The sequence below is a fragment of the Crenobacter oryzisoli genome (genome assembly GCF_030385785.1).
GTDB classification, from domain to species: domain Bacteria; phylum Pseudomonadota; class Gammaproteobacteria; order Burkholderiales; family Chromobacteriaceae; genus Crenobacter_A; species Crenobacter_A oryzisoli.
Genome location: NZ_JAUEDK010000042.1, coordinates 14,331 through 38,116, shown reverse-complemented (window position 1 = coordinate 38,116; position 23,786 = coordinate 14,331). Strand labels below are relative to the sequence as shown.

Sequence of the window (23,786 nt, the reverse complement as noted above, 5' to 3'; positions counted from 1 at the left end):
GGATCGCCTGGAGCAGGTCACGGGCATAGCGCATTTCATTCTTGGCGTATTCGCCAAAGACAGCCTCTCGCACCAGATGCGTCGCCAGCGAAGTCAACGTCAGCAGCCGCAACTGCGGATAGCTGGCGGCTACGCCGGAGGCATAAGCCTGTGCTCCGAAGTGCTGACGATTCTCTGGGGTATCCGAGGTGCGCAAGGTACTGCCATCAATCGCGTAGCGGGCCAATCCGCGCCAGCTTCTTCCCTGCTGATGCCGCTCATCCCAAACCAGCGCGCTGAGCCCGAAGAGTTGGGCCAACGGTTCCTCGCCGAGGCGCTGCCGCGCCTGGGTCAAGGCGCTCTTGGCAATCTCTGGATTGACCTCGTCAGGCAGCACCAGATCGAGATGAGCGACGACCTCCGGGATGGGCTGATGCCGGTACATCGCCAACGCAATGACCAGCCAGACGACCTGTTCGGCCGGCAATTTACGCCGCCGCACGCTGGCTTTGCCGGTCACTGCAAGCGCGTGGGCGATCCATGCGGGGTCAATTTGCTGAGAAAGAGCAGAGAAATCAGGGTGTTTATGAGCCTTGCCTACCATCTGGACCAACGTGAGGGAGTCAACCTGGCCGGAATATGAGCAAGATTCGCACCATGAAAAATGCCGTTCACTTGCTTAAGTGAACGGCATTAGCCAAGTGGCCGCCTTTTAACCGAACCATGCGTCTACTCCCGCACCAGCATCCGCGGCAGCACCGGCCCATGCAACATCAACGCTAGTCCTGCCACCCCCGCACATAGCCACCACAACAGTGGTCCGCCGAACTGGCCGTACGCCCAGGTACCTAGCGCCGGCGCGAACAGCGTCCGGCCGGACCAGGCCGCGTTGTAGATGCCCATGTATTAGCCGCGCTGCCTGCCCTCCGAGCGCAGCATCAGGATCGCCGCCCAAGTCGGCGACATCAGCATCTCGCCCGCTGTCAGCACCGCCATCGATGCCAGTGCCCACGGCGCGCCGTGGCCGAGGTTCAGCACCAGGAACGCTGCGCCGACGCAGACTACGCCGGCGTGCGAGCTGCGCGTCAGTCCCCAGTGGCCGACCCGGTGCGCGATCGGCAGCTGCAGGCCGACCACCATCAGGCAGTTGAGCGTGAACAGGTAGCCCACCCATTGCGGGCCCAACTGGTAGTGCTCGCGCAGGAACAGGCCGAGCGTGCCGTAGATCTGGTCGAATACCGTCAGCGCCAGCAACTGGCCGGCGATGAACAGTAGGAAGGGCTTGTCGGCCCATGGCGAGTTGCCGGCTTCGTCGACGGCGGCGGATGGCGCCTGGCGAGGTGGAGGGGACTCGTGGTGGTAGCTGTACGCCATCCATGCGGCACCGATCAGGCTGGCAGCACCCTGGGCGAGGAATAGCCAGTGAAAGCCGATGCTGGCGAGCAGGCCACCACTGATGCCGCCGAGCGCGCCGCCAAGGTTCGTCGCCATGCGCAGCTGGCCTTGGCCGGTGGGGCGCTGTGTCGGATTACACGGTTCGAGCGTTAGCCGCATATTGCCGGGACGGAAGCCGCCGTCGGCGAGGCCGGCCAACAGCAGCAGGGCCGGGAACAGCGCCAGCGGCAGTGGCGTCGAGAACAGCAGGCTGATCACGCCGCTGCCAGCCAGCAACAGGCAGGTGAGCCGGTGCGCCGCAAAGCGGTCGGATAGGCTGCCGCTAAAGTAGGCGCCGACAAAGCTGCCCAGGCCGTACACGCCCATCAGCAGACCAATGTGCGCATAGCCGAGCCGGTAGTGTTCGAGGAAGTACAGCGGTAGGAACAGCTTGGACGAGCCACCCATATTGTTGATCAGTGTGGCGAGCACCTGCACGTATACCGAACGCGGCAGGCCGCGGAATGGGGCGAGCAGTTGCCGGGGCAGTGGCAGCGAGGGGCGGGCATCGGTCGTCCTTACGGGCGAACTGCCGGGCGCAAGGGTAGGCGGCCGACGGGATATGTCAGAAGACTATCCTACCAGTGCCGCGGGACCGTGGCTGCCGTGAGGCGAAATCTTTCGGTAATATTTTTTTGGCATGGAATTTGCTGCCACAATGGCTTTCATCCCCTGCGAGGGCTCGCGATGATCGTGATCGACCCCACTCCGACGGCGACCGGCAGCCAGGATCCCGCCTATCGGTACTCGGGCTGGTGGCCTGCCGTGCCGGCCGCGGCCGGCTTCGTCGCCGAACTGGCGCGTCAGAGCGCCCCGGCAGATCTTGCCCAGAGGGCGGCAGCGACTGCCGCCGATACGAGCGATGCAGGCGAGCCTTCGCTGCTCGACACCGAGTCCTTTCCCCGCCACGACGACATGGTCGACAAGTCCTCGTTGCCACAGCGGCTCGCCATCGAGTTGCAGCGCTTTTCGGTCGACTTCAGGCAGCGCTGCCAGGCATTCGGCATCGCGGTTGTGCCGGCGGTGGGGTTCGACGATTGCGTCGTGGTCGATGGCATGCATCCGGGCTGGGCGCGCATCGAGCGCCTGTTCGCCGACGACGACACGCTGCGCAGGCGCTTCATGCGGATCGCGAGCGCTGGCGCGGAGGTGCGAGCCTGGCAGCTCGCCGCACAGAGCCAGTGCCAGTATGCGTCGCTGATGGCCAGCGGGGACTTGAAGGCGGTCGCCGTGCTGGTCGAGCGGACCAGCGCGACGATCACCCAGTTGTCGTGCCGCGTGACGATAGGGGCGGACGGTGCACGCGCGGAGGTCTCGGGCGACGGCGCTAGCGTCGACCCGACCGCGATCGCACTGTAAGCGCCGCTGCCGGCATCCCGAGAACGGGGTGCCAGGCTCGGTCGGCGGTGCGAGCGAGGAAGGCACCGACTTTGGCGGCCGGCACCTTCTGCAGCTCGCACAGCAGCTGGTGCGACACTCGGGGCAGGCCGTAGTGGCTGGTCAGCTGCTCGTGCAGATGGCCGAGCAGGTTGGCGGCCATCTCGGCGTCGGCCAGCGCGCGGTGCGCCTGGCCGGTGGCGGGTAGCCCGGCCCAGCGCGTCAGCGTGCCGAGCTTGTGGTTCGGTGCATCGGGCAGCAGCCGGCGCGCCAACAGCAGCGAGCAGGCAAACGGCTGGAAGCGTTCCCGCCCGATCAGCGCCAGCTCCGCATCCCAGAACTTCTGGTCGAACGACGCGTTGTGCGCCACCAGCGGAGCATCGCCGACGAAGTCGGCCATCTCGGCCATCACCTGCCCGGCCGGCGGCGCATCGCGCAGCATCGCGGTGCTGATGCCGGTGAGCTGTTCGATGAACGCGGGCACCCGCACCCCGGCATTCATCAGGCTCTGGTAGCGGTCCACCACCCGGCCGTTCTCGACCAGCACGGCGGCGATCTCGGTGGCGCGGCAGCCGGTGCCGGGGCTGATGCCGGTGGTTTCAAAGTCGATGACGGCGATACGTTCCAAGGCGGACTCCGGTGGGGATAACGAGCGCCGCCACCCTAACGCAAAGCGTTCGGCGGCGCTACAGGCTCTGTGCGGCCGACTGCGTTACACTTGCCGGTTTGCGTCGCGGCAGCCGCCGCGACCGTGGACGGAGTCGACAATGTTTTCGGGGCTACTGGGCTGGCTGAGCAGCGAGCAGGGCATGATGGCGCTGCTGGTGGACAACTGGCAGCTGGGCTGCGGGCTGATCGCGCTGGTGGTGTTCCTGGAGACCGGGCTGGTGATGCTGCCCTTCCTACCGGGAGATTCGATGCTGTTCGCCGCCGGCGCCTTTCTCGGCGTGGCCGGGCTGTCGCCGCTGCTGCCGGTGATGCTCATCACTGCCGCGGCGATCGCCGGCGACGCCACCAACTATGCGATCGGCCGCTCGCCGCTTGGCCAGCAGATCGTGCGGCGCGGCTGGGTCAAGCCGGCGCACCTGGCCAAGACGCGCCGCTATTTCGACCGCTTCGGCGGGCCGACGGTGTCGATCGGCCGCTTCCTGCCCGTCCTCCGCAGCGCCGCGCCGTTTCTCGCCGGCCTGTCCGGCATGGATACGCGGCGCTTCGCGCTGTTCAACTGCCTGGGGGCGGTCCTGTGGTGCGGCAGCCTGATGGTCGGGGGCTACTGGTTGGGCAGCATAGGCTGGATCCAGCATCACCTGGGCCTGCTGTCGGTTGGCATGGCGCCCACCACCTCGCTCGTGCTGCTCGCGGCCCCGTTGCTGATGCGCGGGCTCAAGCGCCGCTGACGACGGCACGCCCGACCGGCCGCTGCGAAGCAATACATGCGGTTTTGCCGCCGCCGTAGTATGGTGGATCATCGGCACAGCGCCGGCATCCCAATGACAAGGGATTCCCCGACGAGCCGCCGTGCATGGCATGCCGGCGAGGGCGCGATGCGCACCGCCAGCAACCTCTTGCCGCACCGCGGGCTCATCGGGGTGTCCAACAGGGCCGTCACGCCCCGGAGTAACTATGCACTGGAATCAGGAACTGTTAACGAGCGCCGTCTGGCTGGCCAAGGCCTATGGCATCACGGTGGTGCTGTTCGTCGCCGCCAGCTATCTCTTGGTGCGCTCCACACTGTGGGGCAAGCAGTTCTGGGAGCTGGCCGGCCCGTACTTCTCGCCGCGGCGCAGCTGGCGGCCGCTGGCGGTGCTGGCGCTGATCCTGCTGCTGACGCTGACGGCGGTGCGCATCAACGTGCTGATCTCGATCTGGTACAACGGCATGTACACCGCGCTGCAGAAGCTCGACGAGCCCGCGTTCTGGGTGAGCCTGCAGATCTTCGCGGTGCTCGCCAGCGTGCACATCGCGCGCATCCTGCTCGATTACTACATTCAGCAGCGCTTCTCGATCCACTGGCGGGTCTGGCTCAACGAATACCTGCTATCCCGCTGGCTCGACAAGCAGGCCTACCATCGCAGCCAGTACCTGTCCGACGTCGGCGACAACCCTGACCAGCGTATCCAGCAGGACATCGCGAGCTACGTGTCGAGCTCGCTGTCGCTGTCGATGGGCGTGGTCAACGCGATGGTGTCCACCTTCGCGTACACGCTGATCCTGTGGGGGCTGTCCGGCGAGTTGCATCTGTTCGGCCTGGTGATCCCGCGCGGCATGGTGTTCCTGGTCTACGTGTACGTGCTGATCGGCACGGTGATCGCGTTCAAGATCGGCCGCCCGCTGATCCGCCTGAACTTCCTCAACGAACGCTTCAACGCAGACTACCGTTACACGCTGGTGCGGGTGCGTGAGTACGCCGAGAGCATCGCGTTCTACCGCGGCGAGAAGGTCGAGGGCGCGCTGTTGCGCAACCGCTTCGGCCGGCTGATCGACAACGTCTGGCGCATCGTGTTCCGGTCGATGAAGTTCCAGGGCTTCAACCTGATCGTGAGCCAGATCTCGGTGGTGTTCCCGATGATCATCCAGGCGCAGCGCTTCTTCACCAAGCAGATCACGCTCGGCGACCTGATGCAGACCTCGCAGGCGTTCGGCACGCTGCACGACAATCTGTCGTTCTTCCGCAGCGCGTACGACGACTTCGCCGGCTACCGCGCGGTGCTGAACCGTCTGTCCGGCTTCACTGACGCCATCGTCGGCGCCAACGAGCTGCCGACCCCGAACGTGCGCGACGAAGGCCGCCGCGTCGCGTTGGAAGGCCTGACGCTGCGCACGCCGGCCAACACCGTGCTGCTCGAGGATGTGTCGCTGAGCATCGACGCGCGCGCCCCACTGCTGATCCGCGGCCGCTCCGGCGCCGGCAAGACCACGCTCTTGCGCGCGATCGCCGGGCTGTGGCCGTATTGCGATGGGCAGATCGTCCGCCCGGCCAACGATGTGCTGTTCCTGTCGCAGAAGCCCTATCTGCCGCTCGGCACGCTGCGCGACGCGCTGTACTACCCGGCCACGCCCGACCTGCAGGACGACGAGCGCGCCCAGCAGTCGCTGATCGACGTGCAGCTGGGTCACCTGATTCACCAGCTCGACGACCCGGCCGACTGGGGCCGCATCCTGTCGCTCGGCGAGCAGCAGCGCCTGGCGTTCGGCCGGCTGCTGCTGGCCCATCCGGTCGCCGCCTTCCTCGACGAGGCGACTTCGGCGATGGACGAGGGCATGGAAGACGCGATGTACCGGCTGGTGCGCGAGCGGCTGACCGACACCATCTTGGTCAGTGTCGGACACCGCAGCACGCTGCTTGCCCACCATCCGCGCCAGCTCGAGCTGAGCGGCGAAGGGCGCTGGAAGGTCAGCGACAGTGTGATGCCGGCGTTGCAGCCGGCGGGGTGATTGTGACGACCCGGCTGGTGATGGCTTGGTCGGAACTGGAAAAAGCGCGAGTGATCGCGCTTTTTTGTTGTGGCAACAGTGAGGGGGGGCCATGGCCTGGTGGGGCTCGCGGGGATGCCTTCGGCCACCGTCGTTGAAGGTGGTGGCAGCGTCAGTTCTTACCCGCATCTTTTACAGAGCGCATCCCTGCGATTCCGTGGCAAGCTTTTGTCCGTCCCGCTGAGGAGCGGTAGTGGCGCTTACCCCTTCACGCACACCACCTGCCGCAGTGTGTGCACCACCTCCACCAGGCTCTCTTGCGCCGCCATCACCGCATCGATGTCCTTGTACGCCATCGGAATCTCGTCGATCACGTCCTTGTCCTTGCGGCACTCCACCTGCGCGGTCGCGCGCACTTGGTCGTCGACGGTAAAGCGGCGCTTCGCCTCGCTGCGGCTCATCACCCGGCCGGCGCCGTGGCTGCACGAGCAGAAACTTTGCTCGTTGCCCAAGCCTCGCACGATATAACTCTTCGTGCCCATCGAGCCGGGGATGATGCCGAGCTGCCCCTTCTGCGCCGAGACCGCGCCCTTACGCGTGACCAGCAGTTCGCGGCCGAAGTGGCGCTCGCGCTGCACGTAATTGTGGTGGCAGTTGACCGCCTCGATGCTGGCGTCGAACGGCCGGCCGAGCATCTGGCGCGCCGCGGCGATCACGTTCTGCATCATCAGCTCGCGGTTCTGGCGCGCGAACGCCTGCGCCCAGCCGACCGCCTCGACATAGTCGTCGAAATGCCGGCTGCCTTCCTTGAAGTACGCCAAGTCGCGGTCCGGCAGGTTCGCGATATGCTGGCGCATGTCGTCCTGCGCCAGCTCGATGAACAGGCAGCCGATCGCGTTGCCGACGCCGCGCGAGCCGCTGTGCAGCATGAACCATACCCGGTCCGCCTCGTCGAGGCTGACCTCGATGAAGTGGTTGCCGGTGCCGAGCGTGCCGAGGTGCACGCGGTGATGGGTCTTGGCGAGCTGCGGGTACTTGTCGGTGATCCGCTTGAAGCCCGATGCGAGCTGCTGCCAGGCCGTGTCCACTTCGCGCGGCGGGGTGTTCCAGGCACCGGGGTCGTGGTGTCCTGGCGAGCGTCCATGCGGCACCGCGATCTCGATCGCGCGGCGTAGCGGGCCGAGGTTGTCTGGCAGGTCGCGCGCATTCAGCGAGGTGCACGCGGCGATCATCCCGCATCCGATGTCGACGCCGACCGCCGCCGGGATGATCGCGCCCAGCGTCGGGATCACGCTACCTATCGTCGAGCCCTTGCCCAGGTGGACGTCCGGCATCACCGCGATATGGTCGAAGATGATCGGCAGCCGCGCCGTGTTCATCAGCTGATGCTTCGCGGCCTCCTCCACCGGCACGCCGTGGGTCCACAGCTTGATTGGCACGCCGCCGTCCACGTCCAGCAATTGGTAATCGCGTTGGTCCATCTTCCTCTGCCTCCCTCGGAACGTCCGCTCCTACCCCTGTATTAGCTTGCGGTTGCGCGGCCGGAGCCGCCGCGCGACAGACGAGCAGACAAGCAAAACGCCGCGCTGTGGACCGGCCTTTCGGCCAACCCGCAGTCGCGGCGTTGGGGTGGGTGCACTGGCTCCCGCGCTTACTTGGCGTGGTGGTGATGCTTGTGGTGGTGGTGATGGTGCTTGGCGGCCTGAGCCTTCTGGGCAGCGGCGGAAGCGGCCGGCTTCTTGGCAGTCATGTGGGTGTGCTTGATGGCCTTATGCTTCACGGCCGGTGCCGAAGCGTCCTTGGCGGCCTGGGCCTTCTGGGCGGCGGCGGAAGCGGCCGGCTTTTTGGCAGCCTTGTGGGTGTGCTTGGTGGCCTTGTGTTTCACGGCCGGGGCGGCGGCCGGAGCCGAAGCGGCAACTTTCACCGGGGCGGCAGCCGGTTTGGCTTCGGCGGCGAAGCCGGCAGCGGAAGCCAGACCAAACACGGCGGACAGGGCGATCAGGGTCAGTTTTTTCATGATGGTTACCTCGTCGTAGGGTTTTGAATCTCGGTGTGGCGTCGTTGTCGGCGCGTCCTTGAGATGCATACTACGAACCCAGTCCCGCAGCGTCTGTGTGGCAAAGGTAAGTGCGTGTAACGCGTTGTAGGGCAGCGTAACCGTATTTGCGTGGGGATAGAGGGGAGGCCGAGTTCAAGGCATGAAAACCGGACCGCATGTGCCGCGGAGGTGGCAGTGATCTGGCCATACGGCGCGTAACGCTGTGCAGATGGTTACATTTGCCGGTGCTGGCAAGGGCTCGTCCCTTGAGGTGGGTACATGTTTGGAATGCGGTGGTGAATTGCTGGAGAGCGTGAGGAGCCTGCCAGGGTAGAAACGATCCGCTCCGCACGGGTCCGGCCGACTCGGTCCGGCAGCGGACGTGCATCGGTGGCTGTGCGCGGTAGCGGCGCAACTTGTCGCCGGCAAAAAAACAGCGGGCCATCCCCAGGAGTGGCCCGCCTTCGTTGCTGCCGTAGCGCTTAACCCGCGGAGGCGTCCTTCATGCACTTCTTCACGAAGCTGTTCTTGGCGGCGCCGGCCAGCTTCTTCTCGGCGGCCTTGCCTTCGCACATGGCCTGCGGCGACGCGGCCTTGCTGTCCTTCTCGCACTTCTTGATAAAGCTGTTCTTGGCGGCGCCGGCCAGCTTCTTGCTGGCAGCCTGGGCCGCACACGAGTTGTCGGCAGCGTAGGCCACCACGTTGGCCGAGGCCAGCGCTACCAGAGCGATCATCACGAACTTGCGCATAGTCGTTTTCCTTATCGTTGCCGAAGGTTGGGTGCTGCGGCATTCGGCCCGCCGAGCACCGGGATGGGCAGGGTGGTCGAGCCGATGCCCTTAAAAGTGTTGCATTGCAATATGCATATAATCAAGTGTCCATGTTACAGGCATGGCAACACGCTCAGGGAATTTGGTGCCGCGAAGACAGGTCCATACGACAACGCCGCTGCCGAATCCGGCCGATTCGGCCAACACGGGTAGCGGCGTCGAGGGGCGCTCAGCGGCCCCTGGCATGTTTGGCGGCTTACTTCGCCGCCTTCTTGGTTTGCTTGTGTTGTTTGTGGTGCTTGTGGTGCTTGTTCTTGTGATGGTGCTTGGTCGTCGAGGTGGAGGAGGCCTGAGCCCACTGAGCCGGAGCGGCGACTTTCACCGGCGCGGCAGCCGGTTTGGCGTCGGCGGCGAAGCCGGCTGCCGAGGCCAGACCAAACAGGGCGGACAGAGCGATCAGGGTCAGTTTCTTCATGCCGGTACTCCTCAAATCGTTTGGTTTCACATCGGCTTGGCGTCGTTGTCGGCGCGTCCTTGACTGGATACTAGGAATCCCGATGAGGAGCGTCTGTGTGGCAAAGGTAAGGGGATGTAACGGCTTGTGCGAGCGTGGCGGGCATCCGTCGGGGCTTGCAGGGCCGCACTCGTCGCGGTAATAAAGACTGGACAAGCCGCGAGCCTCGCTTCGAGGCTCGGCAGGCGATGGGGGAAGCAAGAGAGACCCTCAGGTTAGCAGGTGAGATGCAGGATCGCGTTGGTGTCGTCAGGCTGTTCCTGCAACTTCGTGATCGCCTCTGCCGTCGGCACGATCAGCAATGCGACTCTGCGGCGCTCGGCCTCCCGCCTCACTTCGTCCATCACCGGCAGCGCCCCGCTGCCGGTGCCGATGATCAGCCATCGGCATTCCCACGGAATGTCTTCCTCGATGGACAGCGGGGTATGCCCATAGGCGGCGCGGAACGGCTTCGACAATTTCTTCTTGCGCTTGCGGACCTGCCCACGGTCGATCACCACGTCGTGCTCATAGGTGACCCCATCGATGCGGATGGAGCCGAAAGAGAAAGCTTCGAAGCGCATATACCCCTCCGTTTGAGTCATGGCCACGGGGTGGACCGGGCCGCCTCCCTCTTGGATTATGGCCGTCGCCGTCCGCTGGGGCACGCCCTGAAAACCCCATGTCAGGTCGATGCGCAGGCCAGCGTCGTCGTCATCCACCGCTCCAGCGCTTCGACGGGCATCGGGCGCGCAAACAGATAGCCCTGCGCCACCTGACAACCACTCTTCGCCAGGAAGCACCGCTGGGTTTCGCTTTCCACCCCCTCCGCTACCACCGTCAGGTGCAGGCTCTCGCCGATCCGGATGATCGCATGGGTCAGCGCCCTGGCCGCCTCGTCGTTGTCCAGATCGTGCACGAAGCGCTTGTCGAGCTTGAGTTCGTCGACCGGCAGGCGGTGGAGGTAGCCAAGGCTGGAGTAGCCGGTGCCGAAATCGTCGATCGACAGGCGCACACCCTGCTCGTGGAGGGCCGAAATCGTCGACAGGGTTTCCGGGGAGCCGTCCATCAGCACGCTCTCCGTCATTTCCAGCGTCAGGTCGGTTGGGCTCAACCCATGTTGCCGCAGGATGTCGGCGATCAGCCTGGGAAGCCCGAGGTGATGGAAGTTCTTCGGCGACAGGTTCACCGACACGGCGGGGATGGCGAGGCCGCGGCGGCGCCACTCGGCCAATTGCCGGCAGGCCTCGTGCAAGGCCCAGTGGCCCAGCTCCATGACCAGCCCGCATTCTTCGGCCAGCGGTACGAACCGGGCCGGCGACACGTCGCCCAGCTGGGGGTGATGCCAGCGTGCCAGCGCCTCGACGCCGTACAGCCGGCTATCCCCAAGCCGGACTTGCGGCTGGTAATGCAGCTGCAGCTGCTTTTGCTCGAGCGCCTCGCGCAGCGCCAGCTCCAGCGCCTGACGTTCCTGCACCTGCCGGTCCATCTCGGCGCTGAAGAAGCAACAGCGGTGGCGCCCGGCCATCTTGGCCTGGTACATCGCCATATCGGCATGCTGCAGCAGTTGTTCGATATGGTGGCCGCTGTCGGGGTACAGGCTGATGCCGATGCTGGCGGACGAGCGCAGCTTCACCCCGCCGATGACGATAGGCCGGGACAGACCCGCCAGCAAACGCTCCGCGATCTCGGCGGCCTGGTGGCTGTTGCAATCGGGGGCAACGATCACGAACTCGTCGCCCGACAGGCGTCCGACGATATCGCATTCGCGCAGTTGCGCCTTGATGCGCAGAGCCGTCTCACACAGCAGCTCGTCCCCTACCGCATGGCCCAACGAATCGTTGACCTGCTTGAACCGGTCCAGGTCGACAAACAGCACGGCCAGCGGAGCGCCCGAACGCATCACCTCCTCAATGGCCTGGGTCGCCTTGGCGTATAGGCGGCGGCGGTTGGGCAGCCCGGTCAGCACGTCGTAGAAGGCCAGCTTGCGGATGTTCACGCGGGCCTCGTCGCGTTCCAGCGCGAGGGCGCACAGGTGCTCGCAGACGACGGACAAGCGCTCGAGGAAGGCGTCGGGTTCGCGATGAGCGCGGTAGTAGAAGGCCAAGGTGCCCAGCACCCGGCCGTCGCTGGCCTTGATCGGGTTCGACCAGCAGGCGACCAGGCCCAGCGGCAGAAACAGGTGCTTGTGCAATGCCCAGCGCGGGTCGGTGGTGATGTCGGTCGCCACCACCTGCTCGCCCCAGTACGCTGCCGAGCCGCAGGCGCCGACATCGGGGCCGATGGCTAAGCCGTCGATTGCTTGCGCGATAGGGTCGGGCAGGCTGGGAGCGGCGAGCGGCCGCAGCCGATCCTCCGCATCCACGCGCAGGATCGACACCACCACATCGGGCGCGATGTGCTCCACTTCCCGGCAAATCAGTTCCGCCACCTCCAGCAGCGGAGCCTCCCTCACCATGGCGTTCAGCACCTTGTGCTGCAGCACCTCGTGCATCTTGGTGTGGGTGATGTTGGCGTAGACGGCAACCATGTTCTGGAGCTGGCCAGCGTCGTTGAACACCGGGTTGATCATCGCCGAGATCCACAGCGGCCTGTTCTGCTTGTCGTAGACCAGGATTTCGACGTGAAAGTCCTGCTGCAACGCCACGTGCGATTTGGCGTACTCGATGACCTGGGGGTCGGTATGCTGGCCTGACAGCAGCTGACTGGGAATCTTGCCGCGTGCCTCGGCGAGCTCGTAACCCAGCATGCGGGTAAAGCCGGCGTTGACGTAGATGATCCGGCTGTCGGCCCCGGTGATCACCACCGCGTTGGCGGTCTCGTTGGCCCCCAGCGACAGCAGGCGCAGTTCCTCCCGGCGGCGCGCCTCCTCGGTGACGTCCCTGATGAAGATCGCGTGGAAAACCGCACCCTCCACCCGCAGCTTGGAGACGGACAATGCACCGCACAGGGTCGCGCCGTCCCGACGCTCGATGGTCACCTCCATGCTCGAGCCGACAACGGGGTTCGAGCCGCCCGTCCCGTCGGAGGCAATGAGCTTCGACAGCGGCGCAAATGGCATCAGCTGGCCGATGTGTTGGCCCAGCACCTCGTCGCGGCAGCGGCCCCAGAGCGTTTCGGCAGCCTTGTTGAACAGTGTGATGCAGTGGTTGGCGTCCACAATCACCACACCATCGCCGGCCTGCTCTAGCGTCTGTGCGAGGATCTCCTGGGCATTGGGATAAGAGGATTCGATATACATAAAAATGCCCGTTCGCATTTCAACTGCGATGAGATAGGCGCAATCATAACGTTGTGCCACCTTGTCTACCATGATGGCGACGAAAGGCGGGTCGGCGTCCCTAACTGGCAATTTGGAAACAGGAGACGTTTCCCGCCGCGACCAAAACGTATGAAGCGTTGCTTCCTGCCTTGGCGAAACGGATGATGACGGTAGACTGTCGATTGTCGGACGACAACGTGGCTGGGGCGGTTACTCCCCGGCGAATCGCGGGGGCAAGCCGCTGCCGCATTGCAGGAAAACCACAGACAGGAATCGAACCATGCTGGATCACGCCCTGCGGGGGCCCTTGGCAGGCGAAGCACACGCCCGTCCCTTCCTGCGTCTGGAGGGGCCCGCCCGGCTCTCCCACCTGGCCGTCTACTCCGATGAACCGGATGGCGAGGTGCACCCGCGGCTGATCGCCGAGCTGTGCGCCGCGTTCGGCATCGCGCCGCCGCCCCCGTCGGCCAGCCATTTCCGGTTTCAGCACGATGGCTTCCACCTGAAATGGGAGCGCCACATCGAGTTCTCCACCTTCACCTTCGTGCTGGAAGGGGCACGTGGCGAGCCGTTTTCCAACACGGCGATCAGCCGCGTACCCGAGCCGTGGCTCGCACAGCTGCAGGGCAAGCGGCTGGTGGCGCTGCACGCCGAAGTCCTCTGCGGCGACGTGGCGGCCCGCACCCACGGCTCGCTCAGGCAGTGGTTCACCGGGCCCGTACTGGTCGGCAGCCGGGTGCTGACCGGGGGCGAGGTCTGGTGCGACTGGCACATCAACCCGGACGGGTTCTCGCGCTTCCTGGTGCTGGACCTGGACTTCCGCGAGGCGCAGGTGGGGCGTCTGCTGCAGCGCCTGTCCGAAATCGAGACCTACCGGATGATGGCGCTTTTGGCGCTGCCGATCGCCCGCACCATGGCCGGCACACTGAGCAAGCTCGAGGCCGAACTGTCGGCCATCATGGAGCGCATGGACGCCAACGCCGACGGCAGCGAAGACCCGGCGCTGCTACAGTCGCTGACCCACCTGGCCGTGCGGGTGCAGGCGTTGAGCGCCTACAGCAACCGCTTCAGCGCATCGCGCGCCTACGACCGTTTGCTGTCGGCGCGCATCGTCGAACTGCGCGAAGAGCGCATCGAGGGCGTCCCGACCATTGGCGAATTCATGGAGCGCCGGCAGGCACCGGCGATGGACACCTGCCAGACTGTCCAGGCCCGGCAGGAACAGCTGGCCACCTTGGTCGCCCGCGCGATCGACCTGTTGCGTACCCGGGTCAATCTGGCGCAGGAGCGGCAAACCCACGCCTTGCTGCAGGGGATGAACCGCACGGCGCAGACCCAGCTGCACATGCAGCACGCGGTGGAGGGCCTGTCGGTGGCCGCGATTTCCTACTACGTGCTGAGCCTGGTCGGGGTAGGGCTGAAGGCACTCAAGGGCGGCGGGTTGGCCATCGAACCCGAGGTGGTGGAAGGCATGCTGATCGCCCCGGTGGCGCTGGGCGTCTTCTTCGGGGTGCGCAGGTTGCGCAAGAAGTTCACGCTGGCAGGACAGCACCACTAGCGTCGACCGGCGTCGATCCGACGCCGGTCTGCCCCGACGGCCATCCGTCAGCACAAAGCCCCGCTAGCGAGCGAGGCTTGTCATGAGCGGTGCCGGTTCAGCTTACTTGGTGGCGGAAGCGGCCGGCTTCTTGGCCGTCATGTGGGTGTGCTTGATGGCCTTGTGCTTCACGGCCGGTGCCGAAGCGTCCTTGGCGGCCTGGGCTTTCTGGACGACGGCGGCCGGCTTCTTGGCCGTCATGTGGGTGTGCTTGATGGCCTTGTGTTTCACGGCCGGTGCCGAAGCGTCCTTGGCGGCCTGGGCCTTCTGGGCGGCGGCGGAAGCGGCCGGCTTTTTGGCAGCCTTGTGGGTGTGCTTGGTGGCCTTGTGTTTCACGGCCGGGGCGGCGGCCGGAGCCGAAGCGGCAACTTTCACCGGGGCGGCAGCCGGTTTGGCTTCGGCGGCGAAGCCGGCAGCGGAAGCCAGACCAAACACGGCGGACAGGGCGATCAGGGTCAGTTTTTTCATGATGGTTACCTCGTCGTAGGGTTTTGAATCTCGGTGTGGCGTCGTTGTCGGCGCGTCCTTGAACTGCATACTACGAACCCAGCCCCGGAGCGTCTGTGTGGCAAAAGTAAGCGCGTGTAACGCCATGTGGGCTGGTGTTACCGTGTATGCAGGGCCGGATGTCCGACCCCGCCGGCCTAGAGCCTGAAAACGATGAGAAAAGGGCGGTGCAGCGGCTAGTTCAATGCCCACGCAGGCCGAAGCCGGCACCGATCGCCGGGGCCGCAAGCGGGTAACAATGTGAAGACGGTTACATTTGGTCGATACGGGGGGAGGCCGGCAGCCCGGTTCGAGGCGCCGGCGGAGCCCAGCGCAACGATCTCGCCGGCCCGTATCGTTCGATTCGCACTGCACGCATCATTCGCTCCTTAACTAAGGTGGGAAAGGAGTCCCCACGCTAGGGCGGCGGGGCCAAGCGAAACATGGGGATGCGCGCAGAACAGCTTTCGGCGCCGTGCAAACGCTACGCGGCCTGCGCCAGCAGATGGTCGATCAGCGCGTTGACGCCGCGGGTGAGGTTGCGGATCGAGGTCTCGAAGTCCCAGTCGTCGTGCTCCAGCTTCACCTCGTTGGAGACCGAGCGCACCTCGTAGAAGCGCTGCCCGGCTGCAAGACAGGCATGGAAGAACGCCGCGCCTTCCATGTTTTCCACGTCGATGCCCTCGGTCGCCACGAACGGCGCGATCGCCGCGTTCAGCGAGTTGCTGTGCGCCAGCGGCAGCGGCGGGTCGGCCGGCAGGTGTGGGCAGTGCAGCACCGCGTTCACCTCGAAATCCATGTCGAGGTCGAGCTCGGCCAGGTGACGGAAGCCTTGCGGCGTGAAAAAGCCCAGGTCCGCTTCGCGCTCGCTCGCCACCAGCACGGTGTCGCCGATCTTGTAGCGCGAACCGGGATACACCCCGGCGATGCCGGCCAGGATCAGCACGTCGGGCCGGCGCTCCAGGATCAGCCGGGTGGTGGCACAGGCAGTGGCGGTCAGGCCTACGCCGCAGAACGCCACCTCGGCGGCGGGATGGTCGAAGAACTGCGCTTCGGTCTTGGTGGGGAAGAGGACGATGATTTTCACGGGTGGGTAGCGTTCTACGAGAACGAATCAATGAAGAGGATCAGCGAACTGTATGGGGCCGGCATGCCCTGCGCAACATCCTGCAGGGATGCCTTGTTCATGCTACTTCATAGGGTGACCGTGCGAAGCAGCCGGATTTGGCCGGTGCAAAACCCGTCGCGGCGCACCGGCCCGAGGAAAGCCCATGACCCATCAGACTCAGCCGCCGGCACGTGATGGCCCGCCTGCTTGTGCCGTACTGGCGGAGACCGCGTGATGCGCACACCGAAGGGTGCCTCGTTGCCTGCTCCCGGCGGCCGCCTGTCGCGCCTGCTGCTGCCCGAGGGTGCCGCCCCGTCGGTCTGGCTGCTACTCGCCAGCCGCGGCCTGCGCGGCTTCTGCGACGGCTTCATCGCCGTGCTGCTGCCCGCCTACCTGCTGGCGCTCGGTTTCGGACAGCTGGACGTGGGGCTGATCAGCAGCACGACGCTGATCGGCTCGGCCCTGGCGACCATCGCGGTCGGCCTGCTCGGCGGCCGTTATCCGCCACGTCGCATGCTGCTCGTTGCCGCCGCGTTGATGGCCGCTACCGGGGCGGGCTTTGCCGGCCTGACCTCGTTGTGGCCGCTGCTGATCGTCGCCTTCGTCGGCACGCTCAACCCCAGCTCCGGCGACGTCAGCCTGTTCCTGCCGCTCGAGCAGGCAAGGCTGGCGGAATCGGCGGCCCCCGACGCGCGCACCGCGGTGTTCGCACGCTACAGTCTGGTCGGAGCGCTCTGCGCCGCGCTCGGCGCGCTGGCGGCGGCGCTGCCGGACTGGCTGGCGGTGCACACCGGTCTGACGCGGCTCGCTGCCCTGCGTGCGATGTTCGTCGTCTACGCGCTGACCGGGGGCGCGATTTGGCTGCTGTATCGCCGCCTGCCCGCGCCGTCCGCATCGAGCCACGCCGCCAGCGCGCCGCTCGGGCCGTCACGCCGCATCGTCATCCGCCTGGCCCTGCTCTTCAGCGTGGATGCCTTTGCCGGCGGGCTGGTGGTCAACTCGTTGCTGTCCTTGTGGCTGATGCAGCGCTTCGGTCTGTCGCTCGGCGCCGCGGGTGGGTTCTTCTTCTGGGCGGGGCTGCTGAGTGCAGGCTCCCAGCTCGCCGCGGCGCCGCTGTCGCGCAAGATCGGCCTGCTGAACACGATGGTGTTCACGCATATCCCGGCGAGCCTCTGCCTGATCGCTGCCGCGTTCACCCCCTCGTTGCCGTTGACGCTGGCGCTGCTGCTCGTGCGCAGCGCGCTGTCGCAAATGGACGTGCCGACGCGCACCGCGTATGTGATGGCCGTCGTCACGCCGCCGGAGCGGCCGGCGGCGGCCAGCTTCACGGCGGTCCCGCGCAGTCTGGCTGCGGCGCTCGGCCCCACGCTGGCAGGCGCGCTCCTGACGCTGGGCTGGGCCGGGGTGCCGCTGGTCGTCTGCGGCGTGCTCAAGATCGGCTACGACCTCTCGCTGCTCGCGGCGTGCCGCCGTATCAAGCCGGATGGCTGAGTGCCTATTCAAATGCTGCGTCGGTGCACCTTGTCGCAGAACTTGCTCTTTGTGAGCGGCGCTAAGCGCCGCTGACCCGCTGTCGCAGGCCCGCCGTACGCCTCGTACGACAGGCCCCCGTTGCGTTACTTGATATTGCCCAGCTGCTTGTTGAGCGACAGCGCGTCGTAATAGTCGCCCTGATAGACGATCTTGCCGTCCCTGACCTTGATCATGCTCAGGCCGGACAGCGCGATCGGTTTGCCGGTCGGCTTGCCTTCGTTGACGGTGGCGTCGATGTTCGGGCCGGTGTTGGTGCCGGTGAACTGCCAGCGGAACACCACCGCGTCGCGCGTGACGATCGGGTCGCCCACCATGCTCCACTTCAGGTCGGGAAAGCTCGCGATAAAGAACTTGATCACATTGTCGCGCGCCACCACCACACCCTGCTGCGCCTCGCCGACGGTGACGTCATAGTACTCGACGTTCACATCCATATTCATCGCCGCCTGGTTCGGGTCGTGCGCGTTCCAGCCGGCCATATAGTCCTTCACCACCGTCAGCGGCGGTTTGGCGGCATGGGCCAGCGGCGCGGCGATCAGGCCGAGGCTCAGAACGAGTACCGAAGTCCAGCGGTGCATGGTGTGCTGCATGGTGTTTCCTCCTGGTTGGGTGGGGACGGCCAAAAAGCGGGCGTACGCCTCCCCCAACGCCCCCGTGCGGGGGCGAAGCGAGAGGGGGAAGCGTAGGGAAAACCGGGCGGGCTGCCCGGGCTTAGTGGTTCTTAGTGCTTGATCATCACGTGGCGCACACAGCTGTAATCCTCCAGCGCGTACATCGACATGTCCTTGCCGTAGCCGGAGCGCTTCATGCCGCCGTGCGGCATCTCGTTGACCAGCATGAAGTGGGTGTTGATCCAGGTGCAGCCGTACTGCAGCGCGGCGGCCACCTGCATCGCGCGGCCGACGTTGCCGGTCCACACCGAGCTCGCCAGACCGTACTCGGAATCGTTGGCCCAGGCGATGGCCTGGTCGGCATCGTCGAAGCGCGTCACCGACACCACCGGGCCGAACACCTCGCGCTGCACGATCTCGTCCTGCTGGAGCGCACCGGCCAGCACGGTCGGCTCGTAGAAGAAGCCGGCGCCGCTGCCGAACTTGCCGCCGGTGGTCACCTCGATGTGCGGCTGCTGCTCGGCGCGCTCGACGAAGCTCGCCACCCGGTTGCGCTGCCGCTCGGAGATCAGCGGCCCCATCTCCACGCCTTCCATGTGCTGGCTGCCCACCTTGATGCCGGACACCGCGCTAGACAGATCCGCCACCAGCTTCTCGTAAATCTTGCTGCCCGCGTACACGCGGCAGGCGGCGGTGCAGTCCTGGCCGGCGTTGTAGTAGCCGAAGGTGCGGATGCCCTCCACCACGGCTTCCAGATCCGCGTCGTCGAACACGATCACCGGCGCCTTGCCGCCCAGCTCCAGATGGGTACGCTTGAGCGAGCGGGCGGCGGTTTCCAGCACGCGCTGGCCGGTCGACACGTCGCCGGTGATCGAGATCATGCGCACCATCGGCTGCGAGATCAGTGGGCTGCCGACACTCTCACCGCGGCCGAGCACCACGTTGAACACGCCGGGCGGGAACAGCTCGGCGGCGATCTCGGCCAGCTTCAGCGTGGTCAGCGGCGTCTGTTCCGACGGCTTGAGCACCACCGTGTTGCCGGCCGCCAGCGCCGGCGCCATCTTCCAGGCCGCCATCATCAGCGGGTAGTTCCACGGCGCGATGCTGGCCACCACGCCGAGCGGGTCGCGCCGGATCATGCTGGTGTGGCCTTCCAGGTATTCGCCCGCCAGCGCGCCGCTTTGCGCGCGCACCGCACCGGCAAAGAAACGGAACACGTCGGCGATGGCCGGGATCTCGTCGTTCAGTGCCAGCGGGTAGGGCTTGCCGCAGTTGAGCGACTCGAGCCGGGCGAACTCGGTGGCGCGCGACTCGACCGCGTCGGCCAGCTTCAACAGCAGCTCGGCGCGCGCCTTCGGCGTGGTGCGCGCCCAGGCCGGAAAGGCGGCGTGGGCGGCGGCCACCGCCTGCTGCACCTGCTCGAGCGAGGCTTCCGGGATGCGCGCGATCAGGTCGCCGGTGGCCGGGTTGAGGATGTCCTCCAGGTCGCCCTCACCGGCGACGAGACGGCCATTAATCAACAACTGGGTCTGCAGGGTCTTTTCCATGAGGTCACCTTGGTCAGGTCGGGGGCTCTGTCTGTCAGGGTTATTTGCCGCTGCCGGCGACATCTTCGGTGCCGCGCGTCAGCGAATAGGCGGCGAAGATCGGCACCATGGTGATCAGCATCACGATCATCGCCACGACATTGGTGATCGGCACATCGCGCGGCCGGGTCAGCTGGTTGAGCAGCCAGATCGGCAGGGTCACTTCGGTGCCGGCGGTAAAGGTGGTGACGATGATCTCGTCGAAGCTGAGCGCGAAGGCGAGGATGCCGCCGGCCAGCAGCGCAGTGGCGATCTGCGGCAGCACCACGTAGCGGAAGGTCTGGAAGCCATCGGCGCCCAGGTCCATCGACGCCTCGATCAGGCTGTAGCTGGTGCGGCGAAAGCGCGCGATCACGTTGTTGTACACCACCACCACGCAGAAGGTGGCGTGGCCGATCGCGATGGTCCAGAAGCTCGGTGGCACGTCCGCCAGGCGAAATGCCGACAACAGCGCGATACCGGTGATGATGCCGGGCAGCGCGATCGGCAGGATCAGCATCAGCGTGATCGCCTCCTTGCCGAGGAAATGGCGGCGGTACAGCGCGGCGGCCGCCATCGTGCCGAGCGCCAGCGCCACCAGGGTGGCGAGGCTCGCGATCTTCACCGACAGCCAGATCGCCGACAGCACGTCCGGCCGGGCGAAGGTCTCGTGGATCCAGCGCAGGGTGAAGCCCTTCAGCGGAAAGCTGTAGGCCGACTCCTCCACGTTGAACGCATAGAGGAAGATCACCAGGATCGGAAAGTGCAGGAAACCCAGGCCGCCGAACGCCAGCCACTTCAGCCAGCGCGGCGCCTTGTCGTGCAGAGCGTGATCAGAGCGCATCGAATGCTCCCAGACGTTTGGCGATGGAGAGATACACCGCGATGATCACCACCGGCACCGCGGTGAATGCGGCGGCCATCGGGATGTTGCCGATCGAGCCTTGCAGCGTGTACACCATGGTGCCGATGAACAGGCCGGACGGGCCGATCAGCTGCGGGATGATGTAGTCGCCCAGCGTCAGCGAGAAGGTGAAGATCGAGCCGGCCACCACGCCCGGAAAGGCCAGCGGCAGGATCACGTGGCGGAAGGTCTGCGCCGGCGTCGCTCCCAGGTCGGCGCTCGCCTGCGTCAGGCTCACCGGCACCCGCTCCAGCGCCGCCTGGATCGGCAGGATCATGAACGGCAGCCAGATATAGGTGAACACCAGGAAGCGGCCGAGGTTGGAGGTGGACAGCGAATTGCCGCCCACCATCGGCAGCGCCAACAGCGCTGTCAGCAGCGGCTTGAGCCCCAGCGCACCGAACACCCAGTACAGGATGCCGCCCTTGGCCAGGATCACCGTCCACGAATAGGCCTTGACGATGTAGCTCGCCCACATCGGCAGCATCACCGCGATATAGAAGAAGCCCTTCTGCCAGCCGCGCGCATAGCGCACCATGTAATAGGCGATCGGAAAGGCGATTACCGCCGACGCCAGCGACACCGACACCGCCATCGAGAGCGTGCGCAGCACCACGTCGAGGTTGGCCAGATCGAACAGCGCGCGGTAGTTGGCCAGCGTCCACTCCGGCGTCACGTTCATCGTGAAGTCGTCGAAGGTGAAGAAGCTCTGCGCCAGCAGGGTCAGCAGCGAACCCAGGTAGACCGCGCCGAACCACAACAGCGGTGGGGTCAGCAGCAGCACCAGGTACAGGGTCGGCCGGCGGTACAGCAGCCGCGCCAGCGCGGCCAGCGGGCCTTGTCGCTGCGCTGTCTTGGGCTTGTCCAATGCGTAAGACATCATCGCCGTCTCCCTAGACAGTCATCAGGTGCATGGCATGGCGCTCCCAGGCCAGGGTGACGGGCGCCCCCGGTTCCAGGCGGCGGCTCACCTCTTCGTCGCCGTTGGCCTGCACCACAGTAATCAGCTTGCCGTGAGGGCCGGCCACCTCGTAGCGGCTGACTGAGCCGAGGTAGTGGATGTCGATCAGCTCGCCCCGCACCACCACCGCGTCGGTGGCAGGCGCAGCATCGACGATGCGGATGCGCTCGGGGCGGATCGAGAACGGCGTCTGGGCACCGACGACGGCCCGGGCGCTCTCGCTGTCGAACACGTTGGAGGTGCCGACGAAGTCGGCCACGAACGGGGTGTGCGGGCGGGTGTACAGCGCGCGCGGGCTGTCGATCTGCTCGATCCTGCCTTTGTTGAACACGGCGATCCGGTCCGACATCGACAGCGCCTCGCCCTGATCGTGCGTGACATAGATAAAGGTGATGCCGAGCTTGCGTTGCAGCGCTTTCAGCTCGGTCTGCATCGCTTCGCGCAGCTTCAGGTCGAGCGCGCCCAGCGGCTCGTCCAACAGCAACACGCGCGGCTGGTTGATCAGCGCGCGCGCCAGCGCCACGCGTTGACGCTGCCCACCCGACAGCGCGGACGGCTTGCGCTCACCGTACTGCGCCAGCTTCACCATGTCGAGCATGGCCTCGGCGCGTTCGCGGCGCGTCTTCTTGTCGACGCCCTTCACCATCAGGCCATAGGCCACATTGTCGAGCACCGACATGTGCGGAAACAGCGCGTAGTCCTGGAACACCGTGTTGACGTCGCGCTGGAACGGCGGCACACCGGCGGCCTCCTGGCCGAAGATCTTGATCGACCCGCTCGAGGGTTGCTCGAAGCCGGCAATCAGCCGCAGGCTGGTGGTCTTGCCCGAACCGGACGGGCCGAGCATCGAGAAGAATTCGCCTTCCTCGATACTCAGGCTGATTCCGTCGACCGCGCGCACCTTGTCGAACACGCGACTGACATCTTGAAACTGGACTGCGGTAGCCATGGTATTGGCATCTCCTCGCAAAGAGGGGGCTGCGCTTGCCTGAGGCGGGCAAGCGCACGGGGGAGGGCAAGGGACTTAGCGGCCGCCCATGATGGCGATGTAGTCGGCCGTCCAGCGGCTGTACGGCACGCAGCTGCCCTGGGTCTTGCACTTGCCGGTCGGGGTTTTCCAGAAGTAGATCTTGTCGAAGCGGTCAAAGCCGTTGCTCTGGCAGAAGTTGCTGCCGCCCGGTGCCTTGGTGTTGCAGGCCGCCGGCACCACCGGGTTGGAACCGAACCATTCGGCCAGCGACGACTGCAGGTTCTTGTTCAGCGACCACTCCATCCACTTGTACGCACACACCGGGTGCTTGGCCTCGGCGTGCAGCATGGTGGTGTCCGCCCAGCCGGTCGAGCCTTCCTTCGGGATGGTGCCCTCTACCGGGAATTTCTCGCCCTGCAGCGTGTTGATGGTGTAGCCCCAGGCACTGGTGGCAACGATGCCCTCGTTCTTGAAGTCGTTCATCTGCACCGTCACGTCGTGCCAGTAGCGGTGGGTCAGCTGCTTCTGTTGGCGCAGTAGTTTGAGCACCGCCGCGTATTGCGCCTCGTTGAGCTCGTACGGGTCCTTGATGCCCAGCGACGGCTGCTTGGCCATCAGGTACATGGCGGCATCGGCGATATAGATCGCCCCGTCGTAGGCCTGGATCTTGCCCTTGTTGCTCTGGCCGTTGCCCAGCTGGGTCGGCTCGAACACCACCGACCAGCTGGTCGGCGGGGTCTTGAACGCCTTGGTGTTGTAGGCGAGGAAGTTGGCGCCCCACTGGTAGGGCACCCCGTAGTGCTTGCCGCCCACGGTGAACCAGCTGCCGTTCTGCAGTCGCTTGTCGAGCGTGTTCCAGCTCGGGATCAGCGCCGGGTTGATCTCCTGCACCTTCTTGCCGTAGATCAGCCGCAGCGACGCATCGCCGGATGCCGTCACCAGGTCGTAGTTGCTGGAGTTCATCAGCGACACCATCTCGTCCGAGGTGGCGGCGGTCTTCACGTTCACCTGGCAGCCGGAGCTCTTTTCGAACTGGGTCACCCAGTCGTATTTCTTGTCACTGGCACCACGCTCGATATAGCCGGGCCAGGCGACGATGTTGAGCTGTCCCTCGGGCTTGCCCAGTTGCGTCGGCGGTGCGGCCTGAACGGTGCCTGCGGCCAGTGCGACCAGCGTGGCCAACGCGGCCGGCTGCCTGAATAGATCGGTTCCCTGCATAACGCTCTCCTTGATAGACCAGCTGCTGCGGTTCTTGGTGTCGGCTTGCGTGCAACATGCAAGCAA

General features: G+C 65.7%; 22 protein-coding genes. 5 read left to right on the top strand and 17 right to left on the bottom strand.

The annotated features are described in order from the left end of the window. On the bottom strand, positions 1 to 583 hold a 583-nt coding region (locus QU481_RS18210), incomplete at its 3' end, for a transposase domain-containing protein (RefSeq protein ID WP_289831441.1). Between the two features lie 302 nt (positions 584 to 885). Next, positions 886 to 1,845 (bottom strand): MFS transporter, encoded by a 960-nt coding sequence (locus QU481_RS18205; RefSeq protein WP_289831440.1) that lies wholly within the window; start codon positions 1,843 to 1,845, stop codon positions 886 to 888. 255 nt (positions 1,846 to 2,100) lie between these two features. Here QU481_RS18205 and QU481_RS18200 point away from each other — a divergent pair, with 255 nt between their 5' ends. Further along, positions 2,101 to 2,772 (top strand): hypothetical protein, encoded by a 672-nt coding sequence (locus tag QU481_RS18200; protein ID WP_289831439.1) that lies wholly within the window; start codon positions 2,101 to 2,103, stop codon positions 2,770 to 2,772. On the opposite strand, the gene QU481_RS18195 is transcribed toward QU481_RS18200, so the two are convergent. Next, the gene (locus QU481_RS18195; protein WP_289831438.1) at positions 2,741 to 3,418 is read right to left on the bottom strand and encodes a 3'-5' exonuclease; all 678 of its coding nucleotides are present in this window, start codon (positions 3,416 to 3,418) and stop codon (positions 2,741 to 2,743) included. The two genes, QU481_RS18200 and QU481_RS18195, sit on opposite strands and share 32 nt — an antisense overlap. A 139-nt stretch (positions 3,419 to 3,557) precedes the next feature. Here QU481_RS18195 and QU481_RS18190 point away from each other — a divergent pair, with 139 nt between their 5' ends. Together QU481_RS18190 and QU481_RS18185 are read left to right on the top strand one after the other, a co-directional pair. After that, positions 3,558 to 4,187 carry a DedA family protein gene (locus tag QU481_RS18190; protein WP_289831437.1) on the top strand — a complete coding sequence of 210 codons (630 nt, stop codon included), beginning with the start codon at positions 3,558 to 3,560 and terminating at the stop codon, positions 4,185 to 4,187. A 226-nt stretch (positions 4,188 to 4,413) separates the two neighbouring features. After that, positions 4,414 to 6,225, top strand: coding sequence for an ABC transporter ATP-binding protein/permease (locus QU481_RS18185; protein WP_289831436.1), 1,812 nt, complete (start codon positions 4,414 to 4,416; stop codon positions 6,223 to 6,225). Positions 6,226 to 6,464: 239 nt separating this feature from the next. Here the strand turns inward: QU481_RS18185 and QU481_RS18180 are convergent, their stop codons facing one another. From QU481_RS18180 to QU481_RS18155, 6 genes are all read right to left on the bottom strand, one after another. After that, on the bottom strand, positions 6,465 to 7,685 hold the full coding sequence (locus QU481_RS18180) for an RtcB family protein (RefSeq protein WP_289831435.1): 1,221 nt from the start codon (positions 7,683 to 7,685) through the stop codon (positions 6,465 to 6,467). Between the two features lie 170 nt (positions 7,686 to 7,855). Further along, positions 7,856 to 8,221 (bottom strand): acid-shock protein, encoded by a 366-nt coding sequence (locus tag QU481_RS18175; RefSeq protein ID WP_289831434.1) that lies wholly within the window; start codon positions 8,219 to 8,221, stop codon positions 7,856 to 7,858. A 503-nt stretch (positions 8,222 to 8,724) separates the two neighbouring features. After that, positions 8,725 to 8,991, bottom strand: coding sequence for a hypothetical protein (locus tag QU481_RS18170; protein ID WP_289831433.1), 267 nt, complete (start codon positions 8,989 to 8,991; stop codon positions 8,725 to 8,727). Between the two features lie 277 nt (positions 8,992 to 9,268). Next, positions 9,269 to 9,487: a hypothetical protein gene (locus QU481_RS18165; protein WP_289831432.1), complete on the bottom strand. Its 219-nt coding sequence runs from the start codon at positions 9,485 to 9,487 to the stop codon at positions 9,269 to 9,271. Positions 9,488 to 9,741: 254 nt separating this feature from the next. Continuing rightward, a complete protein-coding gene (locus QU481_RS18160; RefSeq protein WP_289831431.1) occupies positions 9,742 to 10,089 on the bottom strand; it encodes an MTH938/NDUFAF3 family protein in 348 nt (115 codons plus the stop codon). 101 nt (positions 10,090 to 10,190) lie between these two features. Continuing rightward, positions 10,191 to 12,746, bottom strand: a complete 2,556-nt coding sequence (locus QU481_RS18155; RefSeq protein ID WP_289831430.1) for an EAL domain-containing protein — start codon at positions 12,744 to 12,746, stop codon at positions 10,191 to 10,193. Between the two features lie 301 nt (positions 12,747 to 13,047). Here QU481_RS18155 and QU481_RS18150 point away from each other — a divergent pair, with 301 nt between their 5' ends. Continuing rightward, a complete protein-coding gene (locus QU481_RS18150; RefSeq protein ID WP_289831429.1) occupies positions 13,048 to 14,325 on the top strand; it encodes a DUF3422 family protein in 1,278 nt (425 codons plus the stop codon). Positions 14,326 to 14,427: 102 nt separating this feature from the next. On the opposite strand, the gene QU481_RS18145 is transcribed toward QU481_RS18150, so the two are convergent. Both QU481_RS18145 and QU481_RS18140 read right to left on the bottom strand, forming a co-directional pair. Continuing rightward, complete coding sequence (locus QU481_RS18145) at positions 14,428 to 14,832, bottom strand: acid-shock protein (protein WP_289831428.1); 405 nt, start codon at positions 14,830 to 14,832, stop codon at positions 14,428 to 14,430. A 502-nt stretch (positions 14,833 to 15,334) separates the two neighbouring features. Further along, positions 15,335 to 15,937: a phosphorylase family protein gene (locus QU481_RS18140; RefSeq protein ID WP_289831427.1), complete on the bottom strand. Its 603-nt coding sequence runs from the start codon at positions 15,935 to 15,937 to the stop codon at positions 15,335 to 15,337. Positions 15,938 to 16,192: 255 nt separating this feature from the next. Here QU481_RS18140 and QU481_RS18135 point away from each other — a divergent pair, with 255 nt between their 5' ends. Beyond that, complete coding sequence (locus QU481_RS18135; RefSeq protein ID WP_289831426.1) at positions 16,193 to 17,449, top strand: MFS transporter; 1,257 nt, start codon at positions 16,193 to 16,195, stop codon at positions 17,447 to 17,449. Between the two features lie 125 nt (positions 17,450 to 17,574). On the opposite strand, the gene QU481_RS18130 is transcribed toward QU481_RS18135, so the two are convergent. The 6 genes from QU481_RS18130 to QU481_RS18105 form a co-directional block, all read right to left on the bottom strand. Next, positions 17,575 to 18,081 carry an ester cyclase gene (locus QU481_RS18130; protein WP_289831425.1) on the bottom strand — a complete coding sequence of 169 codons (507 nt, stop codon included), beginning with the start codon at positions 18,079 to 18,081 and terminating at the stop codon, positions 17,575 to 17,577. 131 nt (positions 18,082 to 18,212) lie between these two features. Then, complete coding sequence (locus QU481_RS18125) at positions 18,213 to 19,649, bottom strand: gamma-aminobutyraldehyde dehydrogenase (protein WP_289831424.1); 1,437 nt, start codon at positions 19,647 to 19,649, stop codon at positions 18,213 to 18,215. Between the two features lie 40 nt (positions 19,650 to 19,689). Beyond that, on the bottom strand, positions 19,690 to 20,511 hold the full coding sequence (locus QU481_RS18120) for an ABC transporter permease (RefSeq protein ID WP_289831423.1): 822 nt from the start codon (positions 20,509 to 20,511) through the stop codon (positions 19,690 to 19,692). Then, entirely contained in the window at positions 20,501 to 21,454 is a 954-nt protein-coding gene (locus QU481_RS18115; RefSeq protein WP_289831422.1) for an ABC transporter permease, read from the bottom strand. The genes QU481_RS18120 and QU481_RS18115 overlap by 11 nt, the downstream gene beginning before the upstream one ends. 10 nt (positions 21,455 to 21,464) lie before the next feature. Continuing rightward, positions 21,465 to 22,481 carry an ABC transporter ATP-binding protein gene (locus QU481_RS18110; protein ID WP_289831421.1) on the bottom strand — a complete coding sequence of 339 codons (1,017 nt, stop codon included), beginning with the start codon at positions 22,479 to 22,481 and terminating at the stop codon, positions 21,465 to 21,467. A gap of 75 nt (positions 22,482 to 22,556) precedes the next feature. Next, complete coding sequence (locus QU481_RS18105) at positions 22,557 to 23,720, bottom strand: ABC transporter substrate-binding protein (protein ID WP_289831420.1); 1,164 nt, start codon at positions 23,718 to 23,720, stop codon at positions 22,557 to 22,559. Positions 23,721 to 23,786 lie beyond the last annotated feature (66 nt).

Excerpts from the sequence above, each read along its gene's own strand:
- QU481_RS18115 (WP_289831422.1), bottom strand. The coding sequence starts at position 21,454 with ATGATGTCTTACGCATTGGACAAGCCCAAGACAGCGCAGCGACAAGGC.
- QU481_RS18150 (WP_289831429.1), top strand. The coding sequence starts at position 13,048 with ATGCTGGATCACGCCCTGCGGGGGCCCTTGGCAGGCGAAGCACACGCC.
- QU481_RS18110 (WP_289831421.1), bottom strand. The coding sequence starts at position 22,481 with ATGGCTACCGCAGTCCAGTTTCAAGATGTCAGTCGCGTGTTCGACAAG.
- QU481_RS18165 (WP_289831432.1), bottom strand. The coding sequence starts at position 9,487 with ATGAAGAAACTGACCCTGATCGCTCTGTCCGCCCTGTTTGGTCTGGCC.
- QU481_RS18200 (WP_289831439.1), top strand. The coding sequence starts at position 2,101 with ATGATCGTGATCGACCCCACTCCGACGGCGACCGGCAGCCAGGATCCC.
- QU481_RS18190 (WP_289831437.1), top strand. The coding sequence starts at position 3,558 with ATGTTTTCGGGGCTACTGGGCTGGCTGAGCAGCGAGCAGGGCATGATG.
- QU481_RS18155 (WP_289831430.1), bottom strand. The coding sequence starts at position 12,746 with ATGTATATCGAATCCTCTTATCCCAATGCCCAGGAGATCCTCGCACAG.
- QU481_RS18135 (WP_289831426.1), top strand. The coding sequence starts at position 16,193 with ATGCGCACACCGAAGGGTGCCTCGTTGCCTGCTCCCGGCGGCCGCCTG.
- QU481_RS18130 (WP_289831425.1), bottom strand. The coding sequence starts at position 18,081 with ATGCAGCACACCATGCACCGCTGGACTTCGGTACTCGTTCTGAGCCTC.
- QU481_RS18175 (WP_289831434.1), bottom strand. The coding sequence starts at position 8,221 with ATGAAAAAACTGACCCTGATCGCCCTGTCCGCCGTGTTTGGTCTGGCT.
- QU481_RS18120 (WP_289831423.1), bottom strand. The coding sequence starts at position 20,511 with ATGCGCTCTGATCACGCTCTGCACGACAAGGCGCCGCGCTGGCTGAAG.
- QU481_RS18185 (WP_289831436.1), top strand. The coding sequence starts at position 4,414 with ATGCACTGGAATCAGGAACTGTTAACGAGCGCCGTCTGGCTGGCCAAG.
- QU481_RS18105 (WP_289831420.1), bottom strand. The coding sequence starts at position 23,720 with ATGCAGGGAACCGATCTATTCAGGCAGCCGGCCGCGTTGGCCACGCTG.
- QU481_RS18160 (WP_289831431.1), bottom strand. The coding sequence starts at position 10,089 with ATGCGCTTCGAAGCTTTCTCTTTCGGCTCCATCCGCATCGATGGGGTC.
- QU481_RS18170 (WP_289831433.1), bottom strand. The coding sequence starts at position 8,991 with ATGCGCAAGTTCGTGATGATCGCTCTGGTAGCGCTGGCCTCGGCCAAC.
- QU481_RS18125 (WP_289831424.1), bottom strand. The coding sequence starts at position 19,649 with ATGGAAAAGACCCTGCAGACCCAGTTGTTGATTAATGGCCGTCTCGTC.
- QU481_RS18145 (WP_289831428.1), bottom strand. The coding sequence starts at position 14,832 with ATGAAAAAACTGACCCTGATCGCCCTGTCCGCCGTGTTTGGTCTGGCT.
- QU481_RS18180 (WP_289831435.1), bottom strand. The coding sequence starts at position 7,685 with ATGGACCAACGCGATTACCAATTGCTGGACGTGGACGGCGGCGTGCCA.